Here is an 18,308-nt window from a genome sequence, read left to right as displayed (position 1 = left end):
GGCCGGGGCTGCCGCGGGCCTTGGAGCGGCCGCAGGGGCCGGCGCGGGCGCGGCAGCCCGGGCCGGAGCCGCGGGCTGGGCCGGGGGAGCCGAGGAGGTGGTCTCTGCGGCCCCCGCGGCCGCAGTACCCGCCGGGGCCGGGGCGGCAGGCGCGCCCGGCTTGTAGTCGGCGAAGAAGTCCCACCAGGCACGGTCTACGGAGTTCGGGTCCTGGAGGTACTGCTGATAGATCTCGTCGACGAGCCACTCGTTGGGACCGAACGCAGCAGCGGGGTTCTTCCCGGCTTGGTCGTCGGTCGAGATGCTCGAGTTACTGGGGGACTGTGGCGACACGGCGGCAACCGCCCTCTTCCGCTTCACAAGGTGATGGACAGCGGGAATAAAGGCTACGCCCCCAAGACCGTGAAGGTCAGGTCGGGCCCGTTCATCGTCGCGTAAGTCACACCGAAAATCTTGTTTCAGGGCTTGATATGGCGGGAAACAAGCGTGGTTCCGGATGTGCCGGGGTGCGCGTGGGACAGCCGGGGGCGGCCCTGCGTCAGCGCGTTCCGGGCCCGGCCCTGATCACACGTGTCCGGCTGAGCGGACGCTCGTGGATCTTGTGGCTCCGCTTCGGACTTTACGTCAACTTGGGACGGAAGTCAGTCCCGGAAGAGTGACGATGATCCGGCACCCCCGGTCGGATTCGGCCACACCGATCCGGCCGCCGTGCAGATCCACCGCCCACCGGGCGATCGCCAGGCCGAGGCCCGTGCCGCCGTCGCTGCCCGGCCCGTGCGGCCGGTTCACGGCGCCCCGGTTGAAGCGCTCGAACACGCGGTGCCACTCCGACCGGGGGATGCCGGGACCCTCGTCCAGCACCTCGAGCTCCAGCGAGTCCGGCTGCGCGCCGCGCCGGGCCCGCACGGTCACCCGGCCGTGCGGCGGGCTGTGCTTGACCGCGTTGTCGATGAGGTTCGCGACGACCTGGTGGATGCGCTCGGGGTCGGCCTGCGCGGTCAGCTCCGGCGGGGACACGTCCAGGTGCAGGTGCACGTCCGTGCGGGTGTGGCTGCCGGAGCCGGACGCCATGCCCGCACGCGCCGAGGCCACCATGTTGGCCTCCTTGAGCACGCCCGAGAGGTACGGCCACACCTCGAAGCGGCGCGTCTTCAGCGGCACCACGCCGTTGTCCAGCCGGGAGAGGTCCAGCAGGGTCTCCACCAGCCGGCCGAGGCGCTCCGTCTGCTTCAGGGCCGTGCGCATGGTCTCCGGGTCGGCCTCGGTGACGCCGTCGACGATGTTCTCCAGCACCGCGCGCAGGCCCGCGATGGGCGTGCGCAGCTCGTGCGAGACGTTCGCGACCAGCTCCTTGCGCTGGTGGTCCTGTGCCTCCAGCTCGTCGGCCATGACGTTGATCGTCTCGGCCAGGTCGCCCAGCTCGTCCCGGCGGTTCTCGCGCACCCGGCGGGTGTAGTCGCCGCGCGAGATGGACCGGGCCACCGCGTTCATCTCGTCCAGCGGCGCGGTGAGCGAATGCGCCACGAACTGCGTTATCAGCAGTGTGGCGATCATCGAGAAGACCGTGATGAAGCGGAGCTCCGTCTTGGTGTGCACCGCGATCATCGACAGACCGGTGGTGATCAGCACCGAGATGACGACCAGAGCGCCCAGCTTGGTCTTGATCGAGAACGGGCGTACGCCGCCCCAGGGCTCCTCTCCCAGGGACCCGGGGCTCCTCCGTGCGGCCTCCCGCCCGCCGCTCATGGCGTCGGTGTCTCCAAGGCGTAGCCGACACCGTGCACGGTGCGGATCCGCTCGGCGCCGATCTTCCGGCGCAGCGCCTTGATGTGGCTGTCGACGGTCCGGGTGCCGGAGGCGTCGGCCCAGTCCCACACCTCGGCCAGCAGCTGCTCCCGGGAGAGCACCGCGCGCGGGGTGTTCGCCAGGCACACCAGCAGGTCGAACTCGGTGGGCGTGAGGTGGACGTCCTCGGAGCGGACCCGGACCCGGCGCTGCGCGTGGTCGATCTCCAGCTCGCCGAGCCGCAGGATGCCCGAGCGGGGCGTGGAGGCGGCGACGGCCGCCCGCTCCACCCGGCGCAGCAGGACGTGCACCCGCGCGGCCAGCTCCCGCATCGAGAACGGCTTGGTCATGTAGTCGTCGGCGCCGACGCCGAGCCCGACCAGCATGTCGGTCTCGTCGTCCCGCGCGGTGAGCATCAGCACCGGCACCGGGCGCTGGGCCTGCACGCGGCGGCAGACCTCCAGACCGTCGAAGCCGGGCAGCATGATGTCGAGGATCAGCAGGTCGGGCTGCCAGGCCTCGGCCGTGTCGACCGCGGCCGGACCGTCACCCGCGGTCTGTACGAGGAATCCCTCGGCGCGGAGCCGGGCCGCGATGGCGTCGACGATCGTGGGGTCGTCCTCGACGACCAGTACCCGGCGCTGCGCGCCCGGAGTGGTCGTCGCCGCGCCGGTCTGGGAGGTGTGTGTCTGCTCCATCGCCCGCCCCTGTTGCTTTCCGGAATCCGTGGGGTGATCCCATGACTGCGTTTGACGCTTGAATGATCGGCGCCAGGGCAGCACATTACGGGGACACCCCGCGCCGTCGCTATCCAGGGCGGACAGCGAGGTGGACAGCGTCCGGAACGCCCCGGGCAACGGGCACCTCTTCGGTACGCACGTGACGGAACCCGGCATTCCGCAAGGTTCCTTCAAATTCCGGAGAGGGCTCGGCAGACCATACCGCCAGCACGCCTCCGGGTCTCAACACCCTTGCGCAGGCGGCGAGTCCGGCGGGGGTGTAGAGACCGTCGTTGTCCTCGGTCACCGTCCACCCGGGGCCGTTGTCGATGTCGAGGCAGAGCGCGTCGAACGTGTCGAACGTCTCATTGACGTAGGTCAGGAGGTCGGCTTCGACGATCTCGGCCCGCGGATCGGCCAGCGCGTCCCGGGAGAGCGCGGACAGCGGGCCCCCGTCCTGGTGCCAGGCGACGACGGCGGGTTCGCGCTCGACCACGCTGATCCGGCCCCAGGCCGGGTTCGCCGCCGCGTGTGCGAGCGAGAATCCCACACCCAGCCCGCCGATCAGCACGGCGGGCGCGGGGCGGCCCTTCAGGGCGCCGTACGCGGCGTCGACCAGCAGGCGCTCCGAACGCCCGTCGGAGGTGTCCATCAGGAAGCAGCCGTTGGCGATGATCTGCAGCAGGTCACCCTGTCTGCGCAGGACCACTTCGCCGTACGGGCCTTCGCGGCGGTCCAGGACCACGGGAGCGTCGTACATGGCAGTCATGCGTCCATCCTGCTCGAACGGGACGCGCGGTTCACGGGAATTGAACGGGAGGCCGCCTGTGGGTGACGTCCGCAGCCGCCCGGGGGCGGACGCGCCCCACGGCGCACCGCACGGGTAGGAGGCCGCCGTGAGTCGGCTGCCGTGTGGCGCGGGTCATGGACAGCCGCCCCCGGAACGCCAAGGGTGGGGCGCGTCGGAAGGAGCGCCTCACCGTGGAACGGACCGTGCCGGGCCCCGCGACGGCCCCGTCCCCGCCCCCGGGCACGCCCCTTACCGCCGGCCGAGCCCGCCCGCGACCCGCCCCGGACAGCACCGGGCTCCTCGACGACCTCCTCGAGGGTGTCCCGGGGCCGCGCGAGGCGCGGGTCACGGCCCCCACCGCGAACACCGCCCCGCGCCTCGCCGCGCTCTCCCGGCTGCGCCGCGTCCGGCCCCGGCACTTCCTGCCCACGCCCACCGGCACTCCGTTCACCTTCGCCTACACGGCCGTCCTCGCCGTCACCTCGCTGGTGGCGGCGCTCGCCGACCCCGCGTTCGTGCACACGCTCCAGCAGGGCTCCAGCACCGACGTCGCCCACCTGGTGCGCACCCCGGTCCTGGTGCTCCTGGCCAGCGCGCTGTGGATCGCGGGCGGGGTCGTCTCGCCGTACGCGGCCGCCTTCGTGCTGGTGCTCAGCGCCCTGGAGCGGCGGATCGGGGCGGCCCGGGCCGCCGGCGTGTTCCTGGCCGGACACGTCCTGGCCACCCTCGCCACGGAGGTCCCGGTGGGCCTCGCGGTGCTGGCCGGCCACCTGCCGGACAGCTCCCTGCACCGCCTCGACTACGGCATCAGCTTCGGCGTCGCCGCCGCCGTCGGCGCGCTGGCCGGGCTGCTCGCCCGCTGGCCGCGCCGGCTCCTGCTCGTCCCGGTCACGGGCGTGCTCCTCGGCGACCTGATGGCCTGCCGGGACCCGATGACCGACTGGGGCCACCTGATCGCCCTCGCGATCGGCGTCGCGACCTGGCCGTGGGTGCGGCGTTCCCGGGCCCGCGCCTGAACTCCCCTCCGGGCGGGGGGCCGTGCCGCCGACGACCCGTCACCGGACCCCCGGCCTGCCGGAACGCCGTCCTCGGCGGGTGATCGCTCACGGCGAACAGCCGTCGGGGAACATTCGAGCAACGCCATGCATTGAGTCGGCATAGCTCAAGTTGACTGCCTAAGGGGAGATCATGGCTGCTGAGTCCACGGCGTTCACGCTCGTGTTGCCCGTGCTGCCGCTCGATGACGAGGTCGTGCTGCCCGGGATGGTGGTTCCGCTGGACCTGAGCGACACCGAGGTGCGCGCCGCGGTGGAGGCCGCCCAGGCCGCCGCCCGGTCCGGATCCGGCAAGCCCAGGGTGTTGCTGGTCCCGCGCGTCGACGGCACGTACGCCGCCACGGGTGTGCTGGGCACGGTCGAGCAGGTCGGCCGGCTGGCCGACGGCGACCCGGGTGCCCTGATCCGCGGCCGTGCCCGGGTGCGGATCGGCGCCGGTACGACCGGCCCGGGCGCCGCGCTGTGGGTCGAGGGCACGCGCCTCGACGACAGCGTGCCCGAACCACTGCCCGGCCAGGTCGCGGACCTCGTCAAGGAGTACAAGGCCCTCGCCGCGAGCTGGCTGAAGAAGCGCGGCGCCTGGCAGGTCGTGGACCGCGTCCAGGCCATCGACGACGTCTCCGCGCTCGCCGACAACGCCGGTTACTCGCCCTTCCTGACCACCGAACAGAAGGTGGAGCTGCTGGAGACCGCCGACCCGGTGGCCCGGCTCAAGCTCGCCACCCGGCAACTGCGCGACCACCTCGCCGAGCAGGACGTCGCCGAGACCATCGCCAAGGACGTCCAGGAAGGCGTCGACAAGCAGCAGCGCGAGTTCCTGCTGCGGCGTCAGCTGGAGGCCGTGCGCAAGGAACTGCGCGAGCTGAACGGCGAGCAGGACGGCGAGGAGTCCGACGACTACCGCGCCCGCGTCGAGGCCGCCGACCTGCCGGAGAAGGTCCGCGAGGCCGCCCTCAAGGAGGTCGACAAGCTGGAGCGCGCCTCCGACCAGTCGCCCGAGGGCTCCTGGATCCGCACCTGGCTGGACACCGTCCTGGAGATGCCGTGGAACACACGGACCGAGGACGCCTACGACATCCAGGGCGCCAAGGCGGTCCTGGACGCCGAGCACGCGGGCCTGGAGGACGTCAAGGAGCGCATCACCGAGTACCTGGCCGTGCGCAAGCGGCGCGGTGAGCGCGGCCTGGGTGTCATCGGCGGGCGGCGCGGCGGCGCGGTGCTCGCGCTCGTCGGCCCGCCCGGCGTCGGCAAGACCAGCCTCGGCGAGTCCGTCGCGCACGCCATGGGGCGCAAGTTCGTTCGGGTCGCCCTCGGCGGCGTCCGTGACGAGGCCGAGGTGCGCGGTCACCGCCGTACCTACGTCGGCGCGCTGCCCGGCCGGATCGTCCGCGCCGTCAAGGAGGCCGGGTCGATGAACCCGGTGGTCCTGCTCGACGAGATCGACAAGGTCGGCTCCGACTTCCGCGGCGACCCGGCGGCGGCGCTGCTTGAGGTGCTGGACCCGGCGCAGAACCACACGTTCCGGGACCACTACCTGGAGGTGGAGCTGGACCTGTCCGACGTCGTCTTCCTCGCCACCGCCAACGTCCTGGAGGCAATCCCGGAGGCCCTCGCGGACCGTATGGAGATTGTGCGACTGGACGGATACACCGAGGACGAGAAGGTCGTCATCGCCCGCGACCACCTGCTCCCGCGCCAGCTGGAGCGGGCGGGCCTCGCCGGGGACGAGGTCTCCCTCGACGAGAGCGCGCTGCGCAAACTGGCCGGGGAGTACACCCGCGAGGCGGGCGTGCGCACCCTGGAGCGGTCCATCGCGCGGCTGCTGCGCAAGGTCGCGGCCCAGCATGAACTCGGCGAGCGGGAACTGCCGTTCACCGTCCGGGACGGGGACCTGCGCGCACTGATCGGCCGTCCGCACCACGTGCCCGAGTCCGCCCAGGACCCGGCCGAGCGCCGGACGTCCGTGCCGGGCGTGGCGACCGGCCTCGCGGTCACCGGGGCCGGCGGCGACGTCCTCTTCGTCGAGGCGTCCCTGGCCGATCCGGAGACGGGCGCGGCCGGACTGACCCTGACCGGCCAGCTCGGCGACGTGATGAAGGAGTCGGCGCAGATCGCGCTGAGTTTCCTGCGCAGCCACGGCGCCGAACTGGAACTGCCGGTCGCCGACCTCAAGGACCGGGGCGTGCACATCCACTTCCCGGCGGGCGCGGTCCCCAAGGACGGGCCGAGCGCGGGCGTCACCATGACCACCGCCCTCGCGTCCCTGCTCTCCGGCCGGCTGGTGCGCACGGACGTGGCGATGACCGGCGAGGTCTCGCTGACCGGCCGGGTGCTGCCCATCGGCGGGGTGAAGCAGAAGCTGCTCGCCGCCCACCGCGCCGGGGTGACCACCGTGATCATCCCCAAGCGCAACGAACCCGACCTGGACGACGTCCCGGCCGAGGTGCTGGACAGGCTCGACGTCCACGCCGTGACCGACGTCCGCCAGGTCCTGGAACTGGCGCTCGCGCCCGCGACGAACGACGCGGCGCCGGAGGTTCCGGTGGCGGCGTGACGGACGCCGCCGGACGAGCGAGGCCCGGGTCCCGTGAGGGAGGCCCGGGCCTTCGCCCTGTCCTGGCCCGACCCGCCCCGACCCGCCCCGTGCCCCGGCGGCCCCGGCACGGGTCCGCGCGCGCGTGTCCGGGCCGGATCGATAGAATTCGGGCGTGAGTGGGCAGGCGGTCCAACCCTCCGGCCCGATCGGGACGGAGATCGCCGGCTACCGCGTGGTGCGCGAGCTGGGCCACGGCGGCATGGCCGTCGTCTACTGCGCCGAGGACCTGCGCCTGGGCCGTACGGTCGCCCTCAAACTGCTCGCCCCGGAGTACACCCGCAACGAGGCCTTCCGCCGCCGTTTCACCCAGGAGTCCCGGGTCGCGGCCGCCATCGAGCACCCCCACATCGTCCCCGTCTTCGAGGCCGGCGAGACGGACGGGATCCTGTACATCGCGATGTGCTACGTCCACGGGCTCGACCTGCGCGCCGTGCTCGACCGCGACGGCCCGCTCCCCGTGCCCGCCGCGCTGCGCATCGCCGCCCAGCTCGCGTCCGCGCTCGACGCGGCCCACGAACGGGACCTGGTGCACCGGGACGTCAAGCCCGGCAACGTCCTGGTCGCCAAGGGGGTCGACAGCGACCACCCCGAGCACGTCTACCTGACCGACTTCGGGCTGGCGAAGAAGTCGCTGTCGCTCACCGGGTTCACCACGGCCGGCGAGTTCGTCGGCACCCTCGACTACGTGGCGCCCGAACGGGTCGCGGGCCGCCCCGTGGACGGCCGGTCGGACCTGTACAGCCTGGCCTGCGTCGTCCACGAGATGCTCGCGGGCGCCCCGCCCTTCCGGCGCGAGGACGACCTCGAACTGCTGTGGGCGCACCAGTACGACCCGCCGCCCCCGCTCAGCGAGGACCGGCCCGGGCTGCCGCCGGCCGTCGACGACGTCCTGGGCCGGGCGCTGGCCAAGGCCCCGGACGACCGGTACGGCTCCTGTCTGGAGTTCGTCGCCGCGCTGCGCGCCGCCGTGGCCGGCCCCGCCCACCGGGAACGCACGCCGACGCTGGTGGACGTGCGCCTGGAGCCGGCCCGGCCGGCCGCCCCCGCGGTGCCCGAGCCACCCGCCTGGGCCGCCCCGGTCCTCGGGGGACCGGCGTAGTTCCGGCCTTATAAGGGCCACCGGCGGCGACGCCACGGTCTGCACCGCCGCAGGCGGCACGGGCACCGGCGGCACCGGCGGCCGCGGCCGGGGCTCGTGCGGCGGCAAGGGCACCAACGGCCGCAACGGCACCGGCACCAACGGCAAGAACGGCCCGCCCTGCCCCGACAAGACGCCTCCCCCCGGCACCGGGGGCACCGGCTCCGGCGGCTCCACCACCCCGGACGCGGCGCCCGCCAAGGACCCCGGTCCGGGCACCGGCAGCACCCCGCCGCCGGACGCGCCCGCCCCGCAGTCCCCGCCCGGAGGCGGCGACGTGGTCGTCAAGTGACAGCCTGAGGATCGCCCCGACCGCACCGACCGGAAGACCGACCGACCGGAAGACCGACCGACCGGAAGACCGACCCAAGGGACCCACCGACATCCCGCCCCCGCAGCCCCGCGGCGGGGCGGCCGTCGTGTCAGGCCGTCGCCTCAGCGCCCGGGCAGCGACTGCTCCGCCCACACGGTCTTGCCGACCCGGTCGTGCCGGGTGCCCCAGCGCTCGGCGAGCTGCGCGACGAGCAGCAGGCCGCGGCCGCCCTCGTCGAAGATCCGGGCGCGCCGCATGTGCGGGGTGGTGCCGCTGGAGTCGTAGACCTCGCAGATCAGCTTGGAGTCCTGGTGGATGAGTCGGAGCTGGATGGGCGGGCGGCCGTAGCGGATGGCGTTGGTGACCAGTTCGCTGACCATCAGCTCGGTGGTGAAGGCGGCCTCCTCCAGTCCCCAGGCGCCGAGCTGGTCGGTCGTGTACTTGCGGGCCAGGGCCACCACGGTGAACTCGCTCTGCAGCTCCCAGGCGGCGACCCGGTCGGCGTGCAGCGCCCGGGTGCGGGCGACGAGCAGGGCGATGTCGTCCTCGGGGCGGTGGCTCAGCAGCTCGGTGAGCACCCGGTCGCAGACCGAGTCCAGGTTCGGGGCCGGGCGCACGAGCGCGGCGAACATCTTGTCCAGCGCCTCGTCGATGTCGTGGTCGCGGGCTTCGAGCAGCCCGTCGGTGTACAGGGCGAGCAGACTGCCCTCGGGCAGTTCCGTCTCGAACGCCTCGAACGGCAGTCCGCCGAGCCCGAGCGGCGGCCCGGCGGGCACGTCCAGGAAGCGGACGGTGCCGTCCGGGGTGACCACGGCGGGCGGCGGGTGCCCGGCCCGGGCGAGCGTGCAGTGCCGGGAGACCGGGTCGTAGACCGCGTACAGGCAGGTGGTGCCGATGCCCCCGGCGGTCTCCGCGGCCGGGTCGGCGCTGCCCTCGTCCGCCGCCAGCCGCAGCACGAGGTCGTCGAGGTGGGTGAGCAGCTCGTCGGCGGGCAGGTCGACGTCGGCCAGGGTGCGCACGGCGGTGCGCAGCCGGCCCATGGTGGCCGAGGCCCGGATGCCGTGGCCGACGACGTCGCCGACGACCAGCGCGACCCGCGCCCCGGACAGCGGGATCACGTCGAACCAGTCGCCGCCCACCCCGGCCCGGGTGGCCGCGGGCAGATAGCGGGTGGCGATCTCCAGGGCCGCCTGGTCGGGCAGGGTGTGCGGGAGCAGGCTGCGCTGCAGGGACATGGTGGTGGTGCGGGCCCGGGCGGCGCGGCGGCCGGTGCGCAGGCCGGTGGCCGCCTTCGTGGTGAGTTCCTCGGCCAGCCGCAGGTCCTCGGGGCCGAACGGCTCGCGCCGCCGGTGGCGGCCGAACAGGGCCACCCCGAGCGTGCTGCCCTCGGCCCGCACCGGCACCACCATCAGCGAGTGGGCACCGTAGGCGTGCAGCCAGGCGGCGGCCGGGTCCACCGCCGCCCATCCCGACACCACCGGATCCGAGGTGGCGTACAGGACGGACTGGCCGGAGATCAGGCAGTCCGCCGGGGGTGAGCCCGGTTCGTAGGCGGTCGCCTCGCCCACCCGGGCCCCCGGCGCGGGCCCGTCGCCGTCCGGGACGGCCCGTACCGCGGCGCGGCGCAGGACGAGCGGGCTCGCCGTGGAGTCGCCGGGCTCGGCCCGGCCACGCGGGGCGTCGAGCAGGTCCACGGCCATGAAGTCCGCTAGCCGGGGGACGGTGGCGTCGGCCAGCTCCTGCGCGGTGTGCCGCAGCTCGGGGGAGGTGCCGGCCCGTGTGCCGGCTGTGTCGGCGTCCCCTGGGCCGGCGTCCCCGTCGTCCGGCCCGGCGGCGGGGTCCGCCGCGCGCCGCTGCGCCGCGAGGCAGACGGCGCGCACCCGGCCGGTGCCGTCCTTGAGCGGGGTGAGGACGGTCGGCGGGCCGAGCCCCGCGCCGACACCGGTCCGCAGCTCCCGAGGCTCGCCGCTCTCCACCACCTCGCGCATCGTGCGGTCGGCGTCGTCGCTGGCCCGGCCGGGGGCGATGTGGGCCAGGTGCAGTCCGCGCATCGCCGCCTCGGGCAGCGACAGGGCCCGCTCGAGGCGGCGGTTGGCGCGCATGAGGCGCAGTTCGGTGTCGAAGATGGCCAGCGGGAACGGCGACTGGATGAAGGTCCACTCCTCCAGGGGCTCGCCCCGGGGCGGCTGCGGGCGGTCGCCCACGGCGGACACCACGAGCCAGTCGGTGGTCCCGGTGCCGGAGGTGCGGCGGTGGGCGAGCAGGCCCTGCTCCAGACGGTGGCCGTCCCGGTGCCGCAGCGGCACGGTGCCGTTCCACCGGTCGCGCCCGGCCAGGACCCGCCGGGCGGCCGCGCCCTCTGCGGCGAGCAGGGCGGTGGCGGGCCGTCCGACGACGGCCGAGGACTCGTAGCCGAGCAGTCGCCGGGCACCCTCGCTCCAGCTGGTCAGGATGCCCTGTTCATCGATGGTGGCCGTGGCCGTGTACGTCGACTGTCGCTCCATCGCCGCTCATCTCGCCCTTGCTCGTCAGGCTCTCCTGACCAGCATGATCCCGGCCGGCGCGGAGCACCAACGCAAGCCCGCACGGCGGCGGCGCGAGAACGCGGCGGCCGTCCCTCGGGGACGACCGCCGCTTCGGCGACACGCGAGGGGGCTAGCCGTTGGCCAGTGCCTGCACCCGGTCGAGGGCGCCGTTGAACTTGTCGTGGTCGCCGACCGTCGGGCCCGAGGAGGTGTACTGCCACATCGTGTAGTACCCCCAGCCCGCCGGCAGGGTGCCGGGGTCCGTGGCGTAGCGGGCGATCCACAGCGGGTTGTTCACGGCGAAGCCGCCGTAGTTGCCGGTGCACTGGGTCCACCAGCTGGTCGCCGTGTAGATGACGGCGTCCCGGCCCGTGCGCGCTTTGTAGGTGGCGAGGAAGTCCGCGATCCAGCTCACCATCCCGCTCGCCGTCTTGCCGTAGCAGGCGGCGCCGTACGGGTTCCACTCGATGTCCAGCACGCCCGGCAGCGTCTTGCCGTCCCGGGACCAGCCGCCGCCGTGGTCCACGAAGTAGTTGGCCTGGGTGGCGCCGCTCGTGGTGTCGGGGGTCGCGAAGTGGTACGCGCCGCGGATCATGCCGACGTTGTACGAGCCGTTGTACTGCTGGGCGAAGTAGGGGTTCGTGTAGTACGTCCCCTCGGTGGCCTTGGTGTAGGCCCAGCGGACGCCGCTGCCCCACAGGGTGCTCCAGGCGACGTTGCCCTGGTAGCCGGCGACGTCGACGCCCTCGGTCTGGGTGACGTCACCGGTGGTGGGGGTGCCGGCCCGGCCGTCGTGGGCGAGGACCCCCATGCCCATGTACGCCGTGCCCCGGCCGGGCGTGGTCGCGGCACGGGCGGTGGTGAGCGGGACGGAGAGGGCGAGCGCCGACAGCAGGGCCGTGAGGAGGACGGCGAGCGGGCTTGGCCGCAGGAAACCGGGTCTGGGCACGGGCATGACGTGTCTCCGGGGGAGTGAGGTGTGGGGGCGCGTGGGGTGACCGAAGTGACCGTTGCTTCACTGGCGTGGTCATGTCATTACTTGCCTGCTGAAGAAGCTACGCACGTAGATGACGGCGTGGGAAGAGGGTCCGGAGGCTGCCGTTGGTCTACGCCTGCGAAATACTTACGGAGCTGCGGCAATGACGACGTTTGACAGAAACTTTCAGGACCGCGAAACCGAGCAGGGGTGCTGACGTGCACGAGGACGGAAACGGCGGTGCGTCCGGCACCGTCGGCCAAGCGACGCCCAGTGGTGCAGACCAGGAGTTCCTGGCGCTGGAGCGCGAGTTGACGGTGCTGCTCCGGCGCGCCCGGGCCAGCCAGGGCGAGATGGCCCGCGAGGTCCACCCCGACCTGGAGTCCTCCGCCTACGGCCTGCTCATCCGCCTCGACGAGCTGGGCGGCCAGCGTGCCACCGAACTGGCCGCCTACATCGGCGTCGGCAAGGCCACCATGTCCCGCCAGCTGCGCGCCCTGGAGGAGCTCGGCCTGATCGCCCGCGAGCCGGACCCGGCGGACGGACGGGCCTGGCTGGTGACCCTGACCGACGAGGGCCGCGGCCGGGTCGGAAAGGTCCGCGAGGCCCGCCGCGCCCGCTACGTCCGCCAGCTCGCCCACTGGGACCGCCGCGAGGTGGCGGAACTGGCCCGTCTGATCCACCAGTTGAACAACGTCATGGAGCGCTAGGCCGGCTGGTCCCCACGCCGGCCCTCGCGGTGAATCGCACGGCGGCCCCCGCGGTGGTCCTCACAGCTCCACGAACACCGCCGTCGCGTCGTCGTGCGTCTTGGCGCGGCCGAGGAACACCCGGGCCTCGCGGTCCGCCGCCTCCAGCTCGCGCACCCGGCCGACGAGCCGGCGGGCGCCCGCCTCGGCGAGGAACCCGAACAGCGCCGTCCAGTCGCCCTCCTCGAACCGCTCCGTCCAGCGGGCCGCGCCGTCCGACAGCGCGGCCAGGGCACCGACCTCGGCGCGGGGCAGCGTGCCGGTGACCGCGCGGACGGCGACCGAGGGATCGGCCGCCGCCGTGAAGAACCCGCCCTCCTTGTTGCGCAGATGCGTGTCGACCAGCGCGTCGGTGGCCAGCGCCGCTCGCGGCAGCCGGGCGAGCCGGTCGTCCAGCACCGGGGTCACCGCACCGCCGGGCGACCGCAGCAGCAGCACGGAGTCCGACAGCACCAGGTACTCCACGGCCGCGTCCGACCAGCGGGACAGCGCCACGGTCGCCTGAGGCGTGCGCGGGTGAGAAAGGTCACAGGTGCCCGCGTGGGCCCCGGCGGTCCGCTCGATCGCCTCCGCGAGGACCTCCGGGAGCGTCAGATCCCGCCGCGAAACGGTCAGTTCGGTCAGCGCGCCGCCGAGCCGCCGGACGAACCAGGGGACCGTGTGCACACAGCCCGTGCCGTCCCGCGGCGGCGTCACTCCGTCCAGCAAGATCACGCAACCACCCTGACCGCAGGCGGGTAGTCCGACACCTGCGAAGTCCTCGTTGGGGCGGTTCGGGTCACCGGGTTCCGAAACGAGATCTGTTCGCATCCCGCCAGTCTGCACGAGCCCTTCACAGGCTCCGCCGCACGCCGGCAACCGCCGCCGAATCGGCCCCCCGCCCAGGTCAGCCGCCTGGTTTGCGGGTAATGCGCGGTAATGGGAGCACTCCGGGAAGACGTGGCGGCGAATACTGCCAAAGCCTGCCGCGCGCGTCCAACCGGCCCGCCGCGCACCGGCCGCGCACAGGCCGCTGGAACTTGCCCGCCAACTTCCCTTCGATGTTCACTCCTTCGGGTGGCGGGTCAGGTGATGCGCGACCACTGCTCACCGGCGCTGGGAGGGTCGGGAACCGTACGAACCGGGTGTACGCACCACTTGGCACCAGGACCCAGACGTCGGGGCGCCACCCGGGCCCATGGGTAGACGAGTTCAGGATTGCGAGCACCGGTGCAGATGAAGCGGCCTCGGCGCACAGGCAGGCAGACGACCCCCGAGGGGGCCGCCCCGCAGAACCCGGTGGGCGCCGGCCGCCCCACCCATGTGCGCACCCGGCTGATCGTCGCCGTGGCCGTGGTGGCCGCGGCCGTCGCCGGAGCGGGAGCACCCTCGCTGCTCGCCGCATCCCAGGACCTCAGCGACTCCCAGGACCTGGTGACGCTGGCCGGCCGCACCGAGGACGCGCTCGCGCTCGCCCACTCGCTCGCCGACGAACGCGACGAGGTCACCTCCTACGTCGCGGCCGGCCGCCCCAAGTCCAAGGCGCCCTCCGAGGACCGCAGCGCCCGCGTCGACCGCCAGGTCGAGGAGCTGCGCGCCGACACCGACACCCCGGCCGGGCTGCGCGCGGACCTCGACGGCATCGCCGCGGTCCGCCGGTCCGCGCTCACCGGCAAGACGGACGCGCTGCGCACCCACCAGACGTACTCGGCCACCATCGCCGCGCTGCACCGGCTCGCCGACGAACTGGCCGAACGGCTGCCCCCGCGGGCCGGCACCGGCGTCCACCCCCTCGCCGAACTGGACTCCGCCGTCCAGGACTCCGCGGCCGCCCGCGGCCTGCTGCTCGCCGCGCTCAGCGTCCCGTCCACCCGGCAGACGGTCATCGACCCCACCACCGGCCTGCCGACGACGACCACCACCACGACCGCCGCCGACCGCAAGCAGCGCGACGCGCTCACCGCCGCCGCGCAGATCGCCCGGCTGCGCTCCGACGCGGCCCTCGCCGACTTCCGCGAGACGGCCCCCAAGGCGTCCGTGACCTCCTACGACTCCACGGTCACCGGCCCCGAGGTCAACTCCGCCGACAAGTACCTGGCCGCCCTCACCGACCAGCCCTCCCTGACCGACGGCGAACTGTCCACCAGCACCAAGAAGCTGGACGCGGCCCTGTCCGCCCGGGTCGACCTCATGCGCGGCGCCGAGTCGGCGCTCTACGACCACCGCACCAAGGACCTCGCCCGGCTGCGGGACGACGACGTCACCGCCCTGGAGATCCGCGTCGCCGTCCTCGGCGCCCTCATGCTGGTCGCCGTCGGCATCGCCACCGCCATGGCCCGCACCCTCACCCGCCCGCTCTCCGTGCTGCGCCGCGGCTCCGCCCGCCTGGCCGACGCCGAGGACCCCGCGGGCCAGGAGCCGATCGCCTTCACCGGCCGCAACGACGAGTTCGCCCAGGTCGTCCGCTCGGTCAACGCCCTGCACGCGCACGCCGCCGCCCTGCACGAGCGTGTGGCCACGCTGGAGGCCGACCGCAAGCACCTGGTCGGCCAGCGGCAGAAGATGGCCGACGCCCGCGAGGAACTGCGCGCCGAACTCGCCGACTCCGCCGCCCAGCTGGACCGGCTGCGCACCAGCATCGGCGGCACCTTCGTCAACCTCGCGCTGCGCACCCTCGGCCTGGTCGAGCGGCAACTGGCCGTCATCGAGGGCCTGGAGGACCGCGAGCAGGACCCCGACCGGCTCGCCACCCTCTTCAAGCTCGACCACTTCGCCACGGTCATGCGCCGCCACAGCGAGAACCTGCTGGTCCTCGCCGGCACCGAGCACGTCCAGCAGCACCACGGCCCGGTCCCGCTGGTCGACGTGGTCCGCGCGGCGGTCAGCGAGATCGAGCGCTACGAGCGCGTCCGCATCGCCGCCCTGCCTCCGCACGCCCATCTGGCGGGCTTCGTCGCGGACGACCTCTCCCACCTGCTCGCCGAGCTGATGGAGAACGCCACCTCGTTCTCCCCGCCGGACCTGCCCGTCGAGATCTCCGGCTGGCTGCTGGAGTCCGGCGAGGTCATGCTGTCCGTCCAGGACGAGGGCATCGGCATGGCCGGCGACCGCCTCGACCGCCTCAACGCCCGCCTCGCCGAATTCGACCCCGAGTCGCCCTACGACCGGGAGGGCGAGGCCGGTCTCGGCCTCGGCCTGTACGTCGTGGCCCGCCTCGCCCACCGGCACGGCATCCGCGTCCAGCTGCGCGAGCAGAAGCAGGGCGGGGTGGCCGCCGTCGTCGTCCTGCCCCAGTCCCTGCTCGCCGAGGCCCCCGCGGCGGCGGTGCCGCCCCCGGCCAGGCGCCCGGACAGCACCCAGACCTTCTCCCTGCCCGGCGCCGACGCCGAGGCCAACTCCAACGTCCTGCACGCCCGCCCGAAGGACACCGACCCGCTGGTGGCACTGGCGGAGCGGGCGGCGCGCGCGACCGGGGAGCCCGCCCCGGAGCCCGCGGAGCCGGAGCCGCACGCCCGGCCCGCCGCGGAGCCCGAGCCGCACGCCCGCGCCACGGACGACCAGGAGCCGTCGGCCGAGGCCGCCGGCACCCCTGAGCCGCACGCCCGCGCCGCCGGGAGCCCCGAGCCCCACGCGGCGGCCGCCGAGGCGTCCGAGCCGCACGCACGGGCCGCCGAGCCGCACACCGGAGCCGTCGAGGCAGCGGAACCGGACGCGGCGCGGGCGCCGGCCCGGCCGAAGGGGCCGCGGGAGACACCCGCCGAGACGACCATGGAACTTCTCCTCCCCGAGCTCGCGGACCCCGCGTCCGCCGAGGGCGGAGACACCCCGGGGGGACCGCTCGCGGCCGGGGACGGAAAGCGCACGGCGGCCGCCGGCGACGACGAGGCCGCGCCCGAGGCGGAGCCGGTCACCAGCAAGGGCCTGCCCAAGCGCACGCCCAGGATCACCGCGCCGGCGGCACCGCCCCGCCAGCGCGCCGCGGGCGTGGACGCCGAAGCCCTGCGCCGCAGGCTCGGCGGCTTCCGCCAGGGAGCACAGGCCGGCTATCGCGAGGTGGCGGCGGAGACCGCGGAACGTACCGAAGAAGCCACGGGGGGCACAGTCGAGGAGGCAAGCAGTTGACCGCGCCCAGTACCTTCGGACTGAGCAGTGAGGCCCGCAACCTGCACTGGCTGCTGACCAACCTGGTCGAGGAGGTCCCCGGCATCCAGTCCGTCGCCGTGGTCTCCTCGGACGGTCTGCTGCTCCTGTCCTCCGACCCGGGACACACCGAGCAGTCCCGTCGCGCCCGTCCGGCCAAGGGCCCCCGTGGCTCCTCCGCCGACCTCGCCACCATCGTCTCCGGCATCGGCAGCCTCACCGTCGGCGCCGCCCGGCTGATGGAGTTCGGCGGGGTCAAGCACACGATGGTCGCCATGGACGAGGGCAGCCTGTTCGTGATGTCGATCAGCGACGGCTCGCTGCTCGGGGTGCACGGCTCGGCGGAGTGCGACATGAGCGTGGTGGCCTACCACATGGCGCTCTTCGTCGGCCGCGCCGGCCATGTGCTGACCCCCGAACTACGCAGCGAGCTGCGCAAGTCCCTGGAGGCCGAGTCGACCGGGAGCGCCCGATGAGCGGCACAGTGAGCAAACTGCCCGTGCGTGGCGGCGACCGCAAGCCCGCCCGGGTGCGCCCCTATTCGCTCACCGGCGGCCGCACCCGCTTCGGCCACGTCCTCCTCGTGGAGACGTTCGTGGGCACCACGGCCGCCCTCGAAGCCGCCGAGGAGCGCAAGGAACTGACGAACAACCCGCTCTCCAGCCGGGTGATGCCGGAGATGCGGGCCATCGTCGAACTGTGCCGCCGGATGCGCACGGTGGCCGAGATCGCCGCGCTGCTGCAGATGCCGCTCGGCGTGGTCCGCGTCCTCATCAGCGACCTCGCGGACCAGGGAAAGATCCGTGTGTACGGCACCGGCACCGGTCACGGCACCGGCCGTCCGGACCGCGCTCTGCTGGAAAGGGTGCTGAGTGGACTCCGCCGTCTCTGACGCCACCGGCGTCGCCCCCCTCGTCGCCGGCTTCGCCGAGCCCGACGAGGACCTGAAAGCCTGGCAGCAGGACCGTACCCGGGCCCCCATAGCCACCAAGATAGTGGTGGCCGGGGGCTTCGGGGTCGGCAAGACCACGCTGGTCACGGCCGTCTCGGAGATCACGCCGCTGCAGACCGAGGCGCTGATGACCGAGGCCAGCGAGGGCACCGACGACCTGTCCGCCACCCCCGGCAAGCTGAGCACCACCGTGGCCATGGACTTCGGCCGCATCACGCTCGACGACGACCTCGTGCTGTACCTGTTCGGCACCCCGGGCCAGCAGCGGTTCTGGTTCATGTGGGACGACCTGGTGCGGGGCGCGATCGGGGCCGTCGTGCTGGCCGACACCCGCCGGCTGAAGGACTGCTTCCCGGCCCTGGACTACTTCGAGAGCTGCGGGCTGCCGTACGTCGTCGCGGTCAACCACTTCGACGACAGCGAGCTGTTCGAGCCGGAGGACGTGCGCGAGGCGCTGACCATCCCCGCCCACATCCCTGTCATGATCATGGATGCGCGGCGCCGGATCTCGGCCATCGAGACCCTCCTGGCCCTCGTCGGCCACGCGCTCGACGAAACCCCCGAGTAAGTCCCCGTTAGGAGCCCTCACCC

Annotated in this window: 15 protein-coding genes; 8 read left to right on the top strand and 7 right to left on the bottom strand. The window is 73.6% G+C overall.

What is annotated here, in order from left to right; translation table 11 throughout:
* The 4 genes from PV343_RS24270 to PV343_RS24255 all read right to left on the bottom strand — a co-directional run.
* Positions 1-333: 2-oxoglutarate dehydrogenase E1 subunit family protein (locus tag PV343_RS24270; protein WP_319149058.1), on the bottom strand; the 333-nt coding region annotated here is incomplete at its 3' end.
* Positions 334-624: 291 nt separating this feature from the next.
* Positions 625-1,746 carry a HAMP domain-containing sensor histidine kinase gene (locus PV343_RS24265; RefSeq protein ID WP_319149057.1) on the bottom strand — a complete coding sequence of 374 codons (1,122 nt, stop codon included), beginning with the start codon at positions 1,744-1,746 and terminating at the stop codon, positions 625-627.
* Positions 1,743-2,483, bottom strand: coding sequence for a response regulator transcription factor (locus PV343_RS24260; RefSeq protein WP_020942208.1), 741 nt, complete (start codon positions 2,481-2,483; stop codon positions 1,743-1,745). Before PV343_RS24260 ends, PV343_RS24265 begins: the two co-directional genes overlap by 4 nt.
* 109 nt (positions 2,484-2,592) lie before the next feature.
* Positions 2,593-3,273: a spermidine synthase gene (locus PV343_RS24255; RefSeq protein ID WP_319149056.1), complete on the bottom strand. Its 681-nt coding sequence runs from the start codon at positions 3,271-3,273 to the stop codon at positions 2,593-2,595.
* A gap of 212 nt (positions 3,274-3,485) precedes the next feature.
* On the opposite strand from PV343_RS24255, the gene PV343_RS24250 reads away from it, so the two are divergent.
* The 3 genes from PV343_RS24250 (at position 3,486) to PV343_RS24240 (ending at position 8,044) form a co-directional block, all read left to right on the top strand.
* The gene (locus tag PV343_RS24250) at positions 3,486-4,310 is read left to right on the top strand and encodes a rhomboid-like protein (RefSeq protein WP_319149055.1); all 825 of its coding nucleotides are present in this window, start codon (positions 3,486-3,488) and stop codon (positions 4,308-4,310) included.
* Positions 4,311-4,482: 172 nt separating this feature from the next.
* Entirely contained in the window at positions 4,483-6,903 is a 2,421-nt protein-coding gene (lon, locus tag PV343_RS24245) for an endopeptidase La (protein ID WP_319149054.1), read from the top strand.
* A 154-nt stretch (positions 6,904-7,057) separates the two neighbouring features.
* The gene (locus tag PV343_RS24240) at positions 7,058-8,044 is read left to right on the top strand and encodes a serine/threonine-protein kinase (RefSeq protein WP_319149053.1); all 987 of its coding nucleotides are present in this window, start codon (positions 7,058-7,060) and stop codon (positions 8,042-8,044) included.
* Positions 8,045-8,518: 474 nt separating this feature from the next.
* On the opposite strand, the gene PV343_RS24235 is transcribed toward PV343_RS24240, so the two are convergent.
* Both PV343_RS24235 and PV343_RS24230 read right to left on the bottom strand, forming a co-directional pair.
* Positions 8,519-10,900 carry a SpoIIE family protein phosphatase gene (locus PV343_RS24235; protein WP_319149052.1) on the bottom strand — a complete coding sequence of 794 codons (2,382 nt, stop codon included), beginning with the start codon at positions 10,898-10,900 and terminating at the stop codon, positions 8,519-8,521.
* 151 nt (positions 10,901-11,051) lie between these two features.
* Positions 11,052-11,876, bottom strand: coding sequence for a lysozyme (locus tag PV343_RS24230; RefSeq protein WP_319149051.1), 825 nt, complete (start codon positions 11,874-11,876; stop codon positions 11,052-11,054).
* Between the two features lie 239 nt (positions 11,877-12,115).
* Between PV343_RS24230 and PV343_RS24225 the strand changes: the two genes are divergently transcribed.
* Positions 12,116-12,607 (top strand): MarR family winged helix-turn-helix transcriptional regulator, encoded by a 492-nt coding sequence (locus tag PV343_RS24225; RefSeq protein ID WP_319149050.1) that lies wholly within the window; start codon positions 12,116-12,118, stop codon positions 12,605-12,607.
* A 60-nt stretch (positions 12,608-12,667) separates the two neighbouring features.
* On the opposite strand, the gene PV343_RS24220 is transcribed toward PV343_RS24225, so the two are convergent.
* Positions 12,668-13,456, bottom strand: coding sequence for a hypothetical protein (locus PV343_RS24220; protein ID WP_319149049.1), 789 nt, complete (start codon positions 13,454-13,456; stop codon positions 12,668-12,670).
* A 399-nt stretch (positions 13,457-13,855) separates the two neighbouring features.
* On the opposite strand from PV343_RS24220, the gene PV343_RS24215 reads away from it, so the two are divergent.
* The 4 genes from PV343_RS24215 to PV343_RS24200 are packed head-to-tail and all read left to right on the top strand — an operon-like array spanning position 13,856 to position 18,285.
* A complete protein-coding gene (locus PV343_RS24215; protein WP_415923510.1) occupies positions 13,856-16,747 on the top strand; it encodes a nitrate- and nitrite sensing domain-containing protein in 2,892 nt (963 codons plus the stop codon).
* The gene (locus PV343_RS24210) at positions 16,744-17,241 is read left to right on the top strand and encodes a roadblock/LC7 domain-containing protein (RefSeq protein ID WP_319149048.1); all 498 of its coding nucleotides are present in this window, start codon (positions 16,744-16,746) and stop codon (positions 17,239-17,241) included. The genes PV343_RS24215 and PV343_RS24210 overlap by 4 nt, the downstream gene beginning before the upstream one ends.
* Positions 17,238-17,657: a DUF742 domain-containing protein gene (locus PV343_RS24205; RefSeq protein ID WP_319149047.1), complete on the top strand. Its 420-nt coding sequence runs from the start codon at positions 17,238-17,240 to the stop codon at positions 17,655-17,657. Before PV343_RS24210 ends, PV343_RS24205 begins: the two co-directional genes overlap by 4 nt.
* Positions 17,638-18,285, top strand: coding sequence for a GTP-binding protein (locus PV343_RS24200; protein ID WP_319149046.1), 648 nt, complete (start codon positions 17,638-17,640; stop codon positions 18,283-18,285). Before PV343_RS24205 ends, PV343_RS24200 begins: the two co-directional genes overlap by 20 nt.
* Positions 18,286-18,308 lie beyond the last annotated feature (23 nt).

Origin of the sequence: Streptomyces sp. WI03-4A (assembly GCF_033792105.1) — a bacterium.
Lineage (GTDB): Bacteria > Actinomycetota > Actinomycetes > Streptomycetales > Streptomycetaceae > Streptomyces > Streptomyces collinus_A.
This window is presented reverse-complemented; position numbering and strand designations above follow the sequence as displayed.

Coding starts and splice junctions, on each gene's coding strand:
- PV343_RS24265 (WP_319149057.1), bottom strand. CDS start 1,746: ATGAGCGGCGGGCGGGAGGCCGCACGGAGGAGCCCCGGGTCCCTGGGA.
- PV343_RS24260 (WP_020942208.1), bottom strand. CDS start 2,483: ATGGAGCAGACACACACCTCCCAGACCGGCGCGGCGACGACCACTCCG.
- PV343_RS24255 (WP_319149056.1), bottom strand. CDS start 3,273: ATGACTGCCATGTACGACGCTCCCGTGGTCCTGGACCGCCGCGAAGGC.
- lon (WP_319149054.1), top strand. CDS start 4,483: ATGGCTGCTGAGTCCACGGCGTTCACGCTCGTGTTGCCCGTGCTGCCG.
- PV343_RS24235 (WP_319149052.1), bottom strand. CDS start 10,900: ATGGAGCGACAGTCGACGTACACGGCCACGGCCACCATCGATGAACAG.
- PV343_RS24230 (WP_319149051.1), bottom strand. CDS start 11,876: ATGCCCGTGCCCAGACCCGGTTTCCTGCGGCCAAGCCCGCTCGCCGTC.
- PV343_RS24220 (WP_319149049.1), bottom strand. CDS start 13,456: ATGCGAACAGATCTCGTTTCGGAACCCGGTGACCCGAACCGCCCCAAC.
- PV343_RS24205 (WP_319149047.1), top strand. CDS start 17,238: ATGAGCGGCACAGTGAGCAAACTGCCCGTGCGTGGCGGCGACCGCAAG.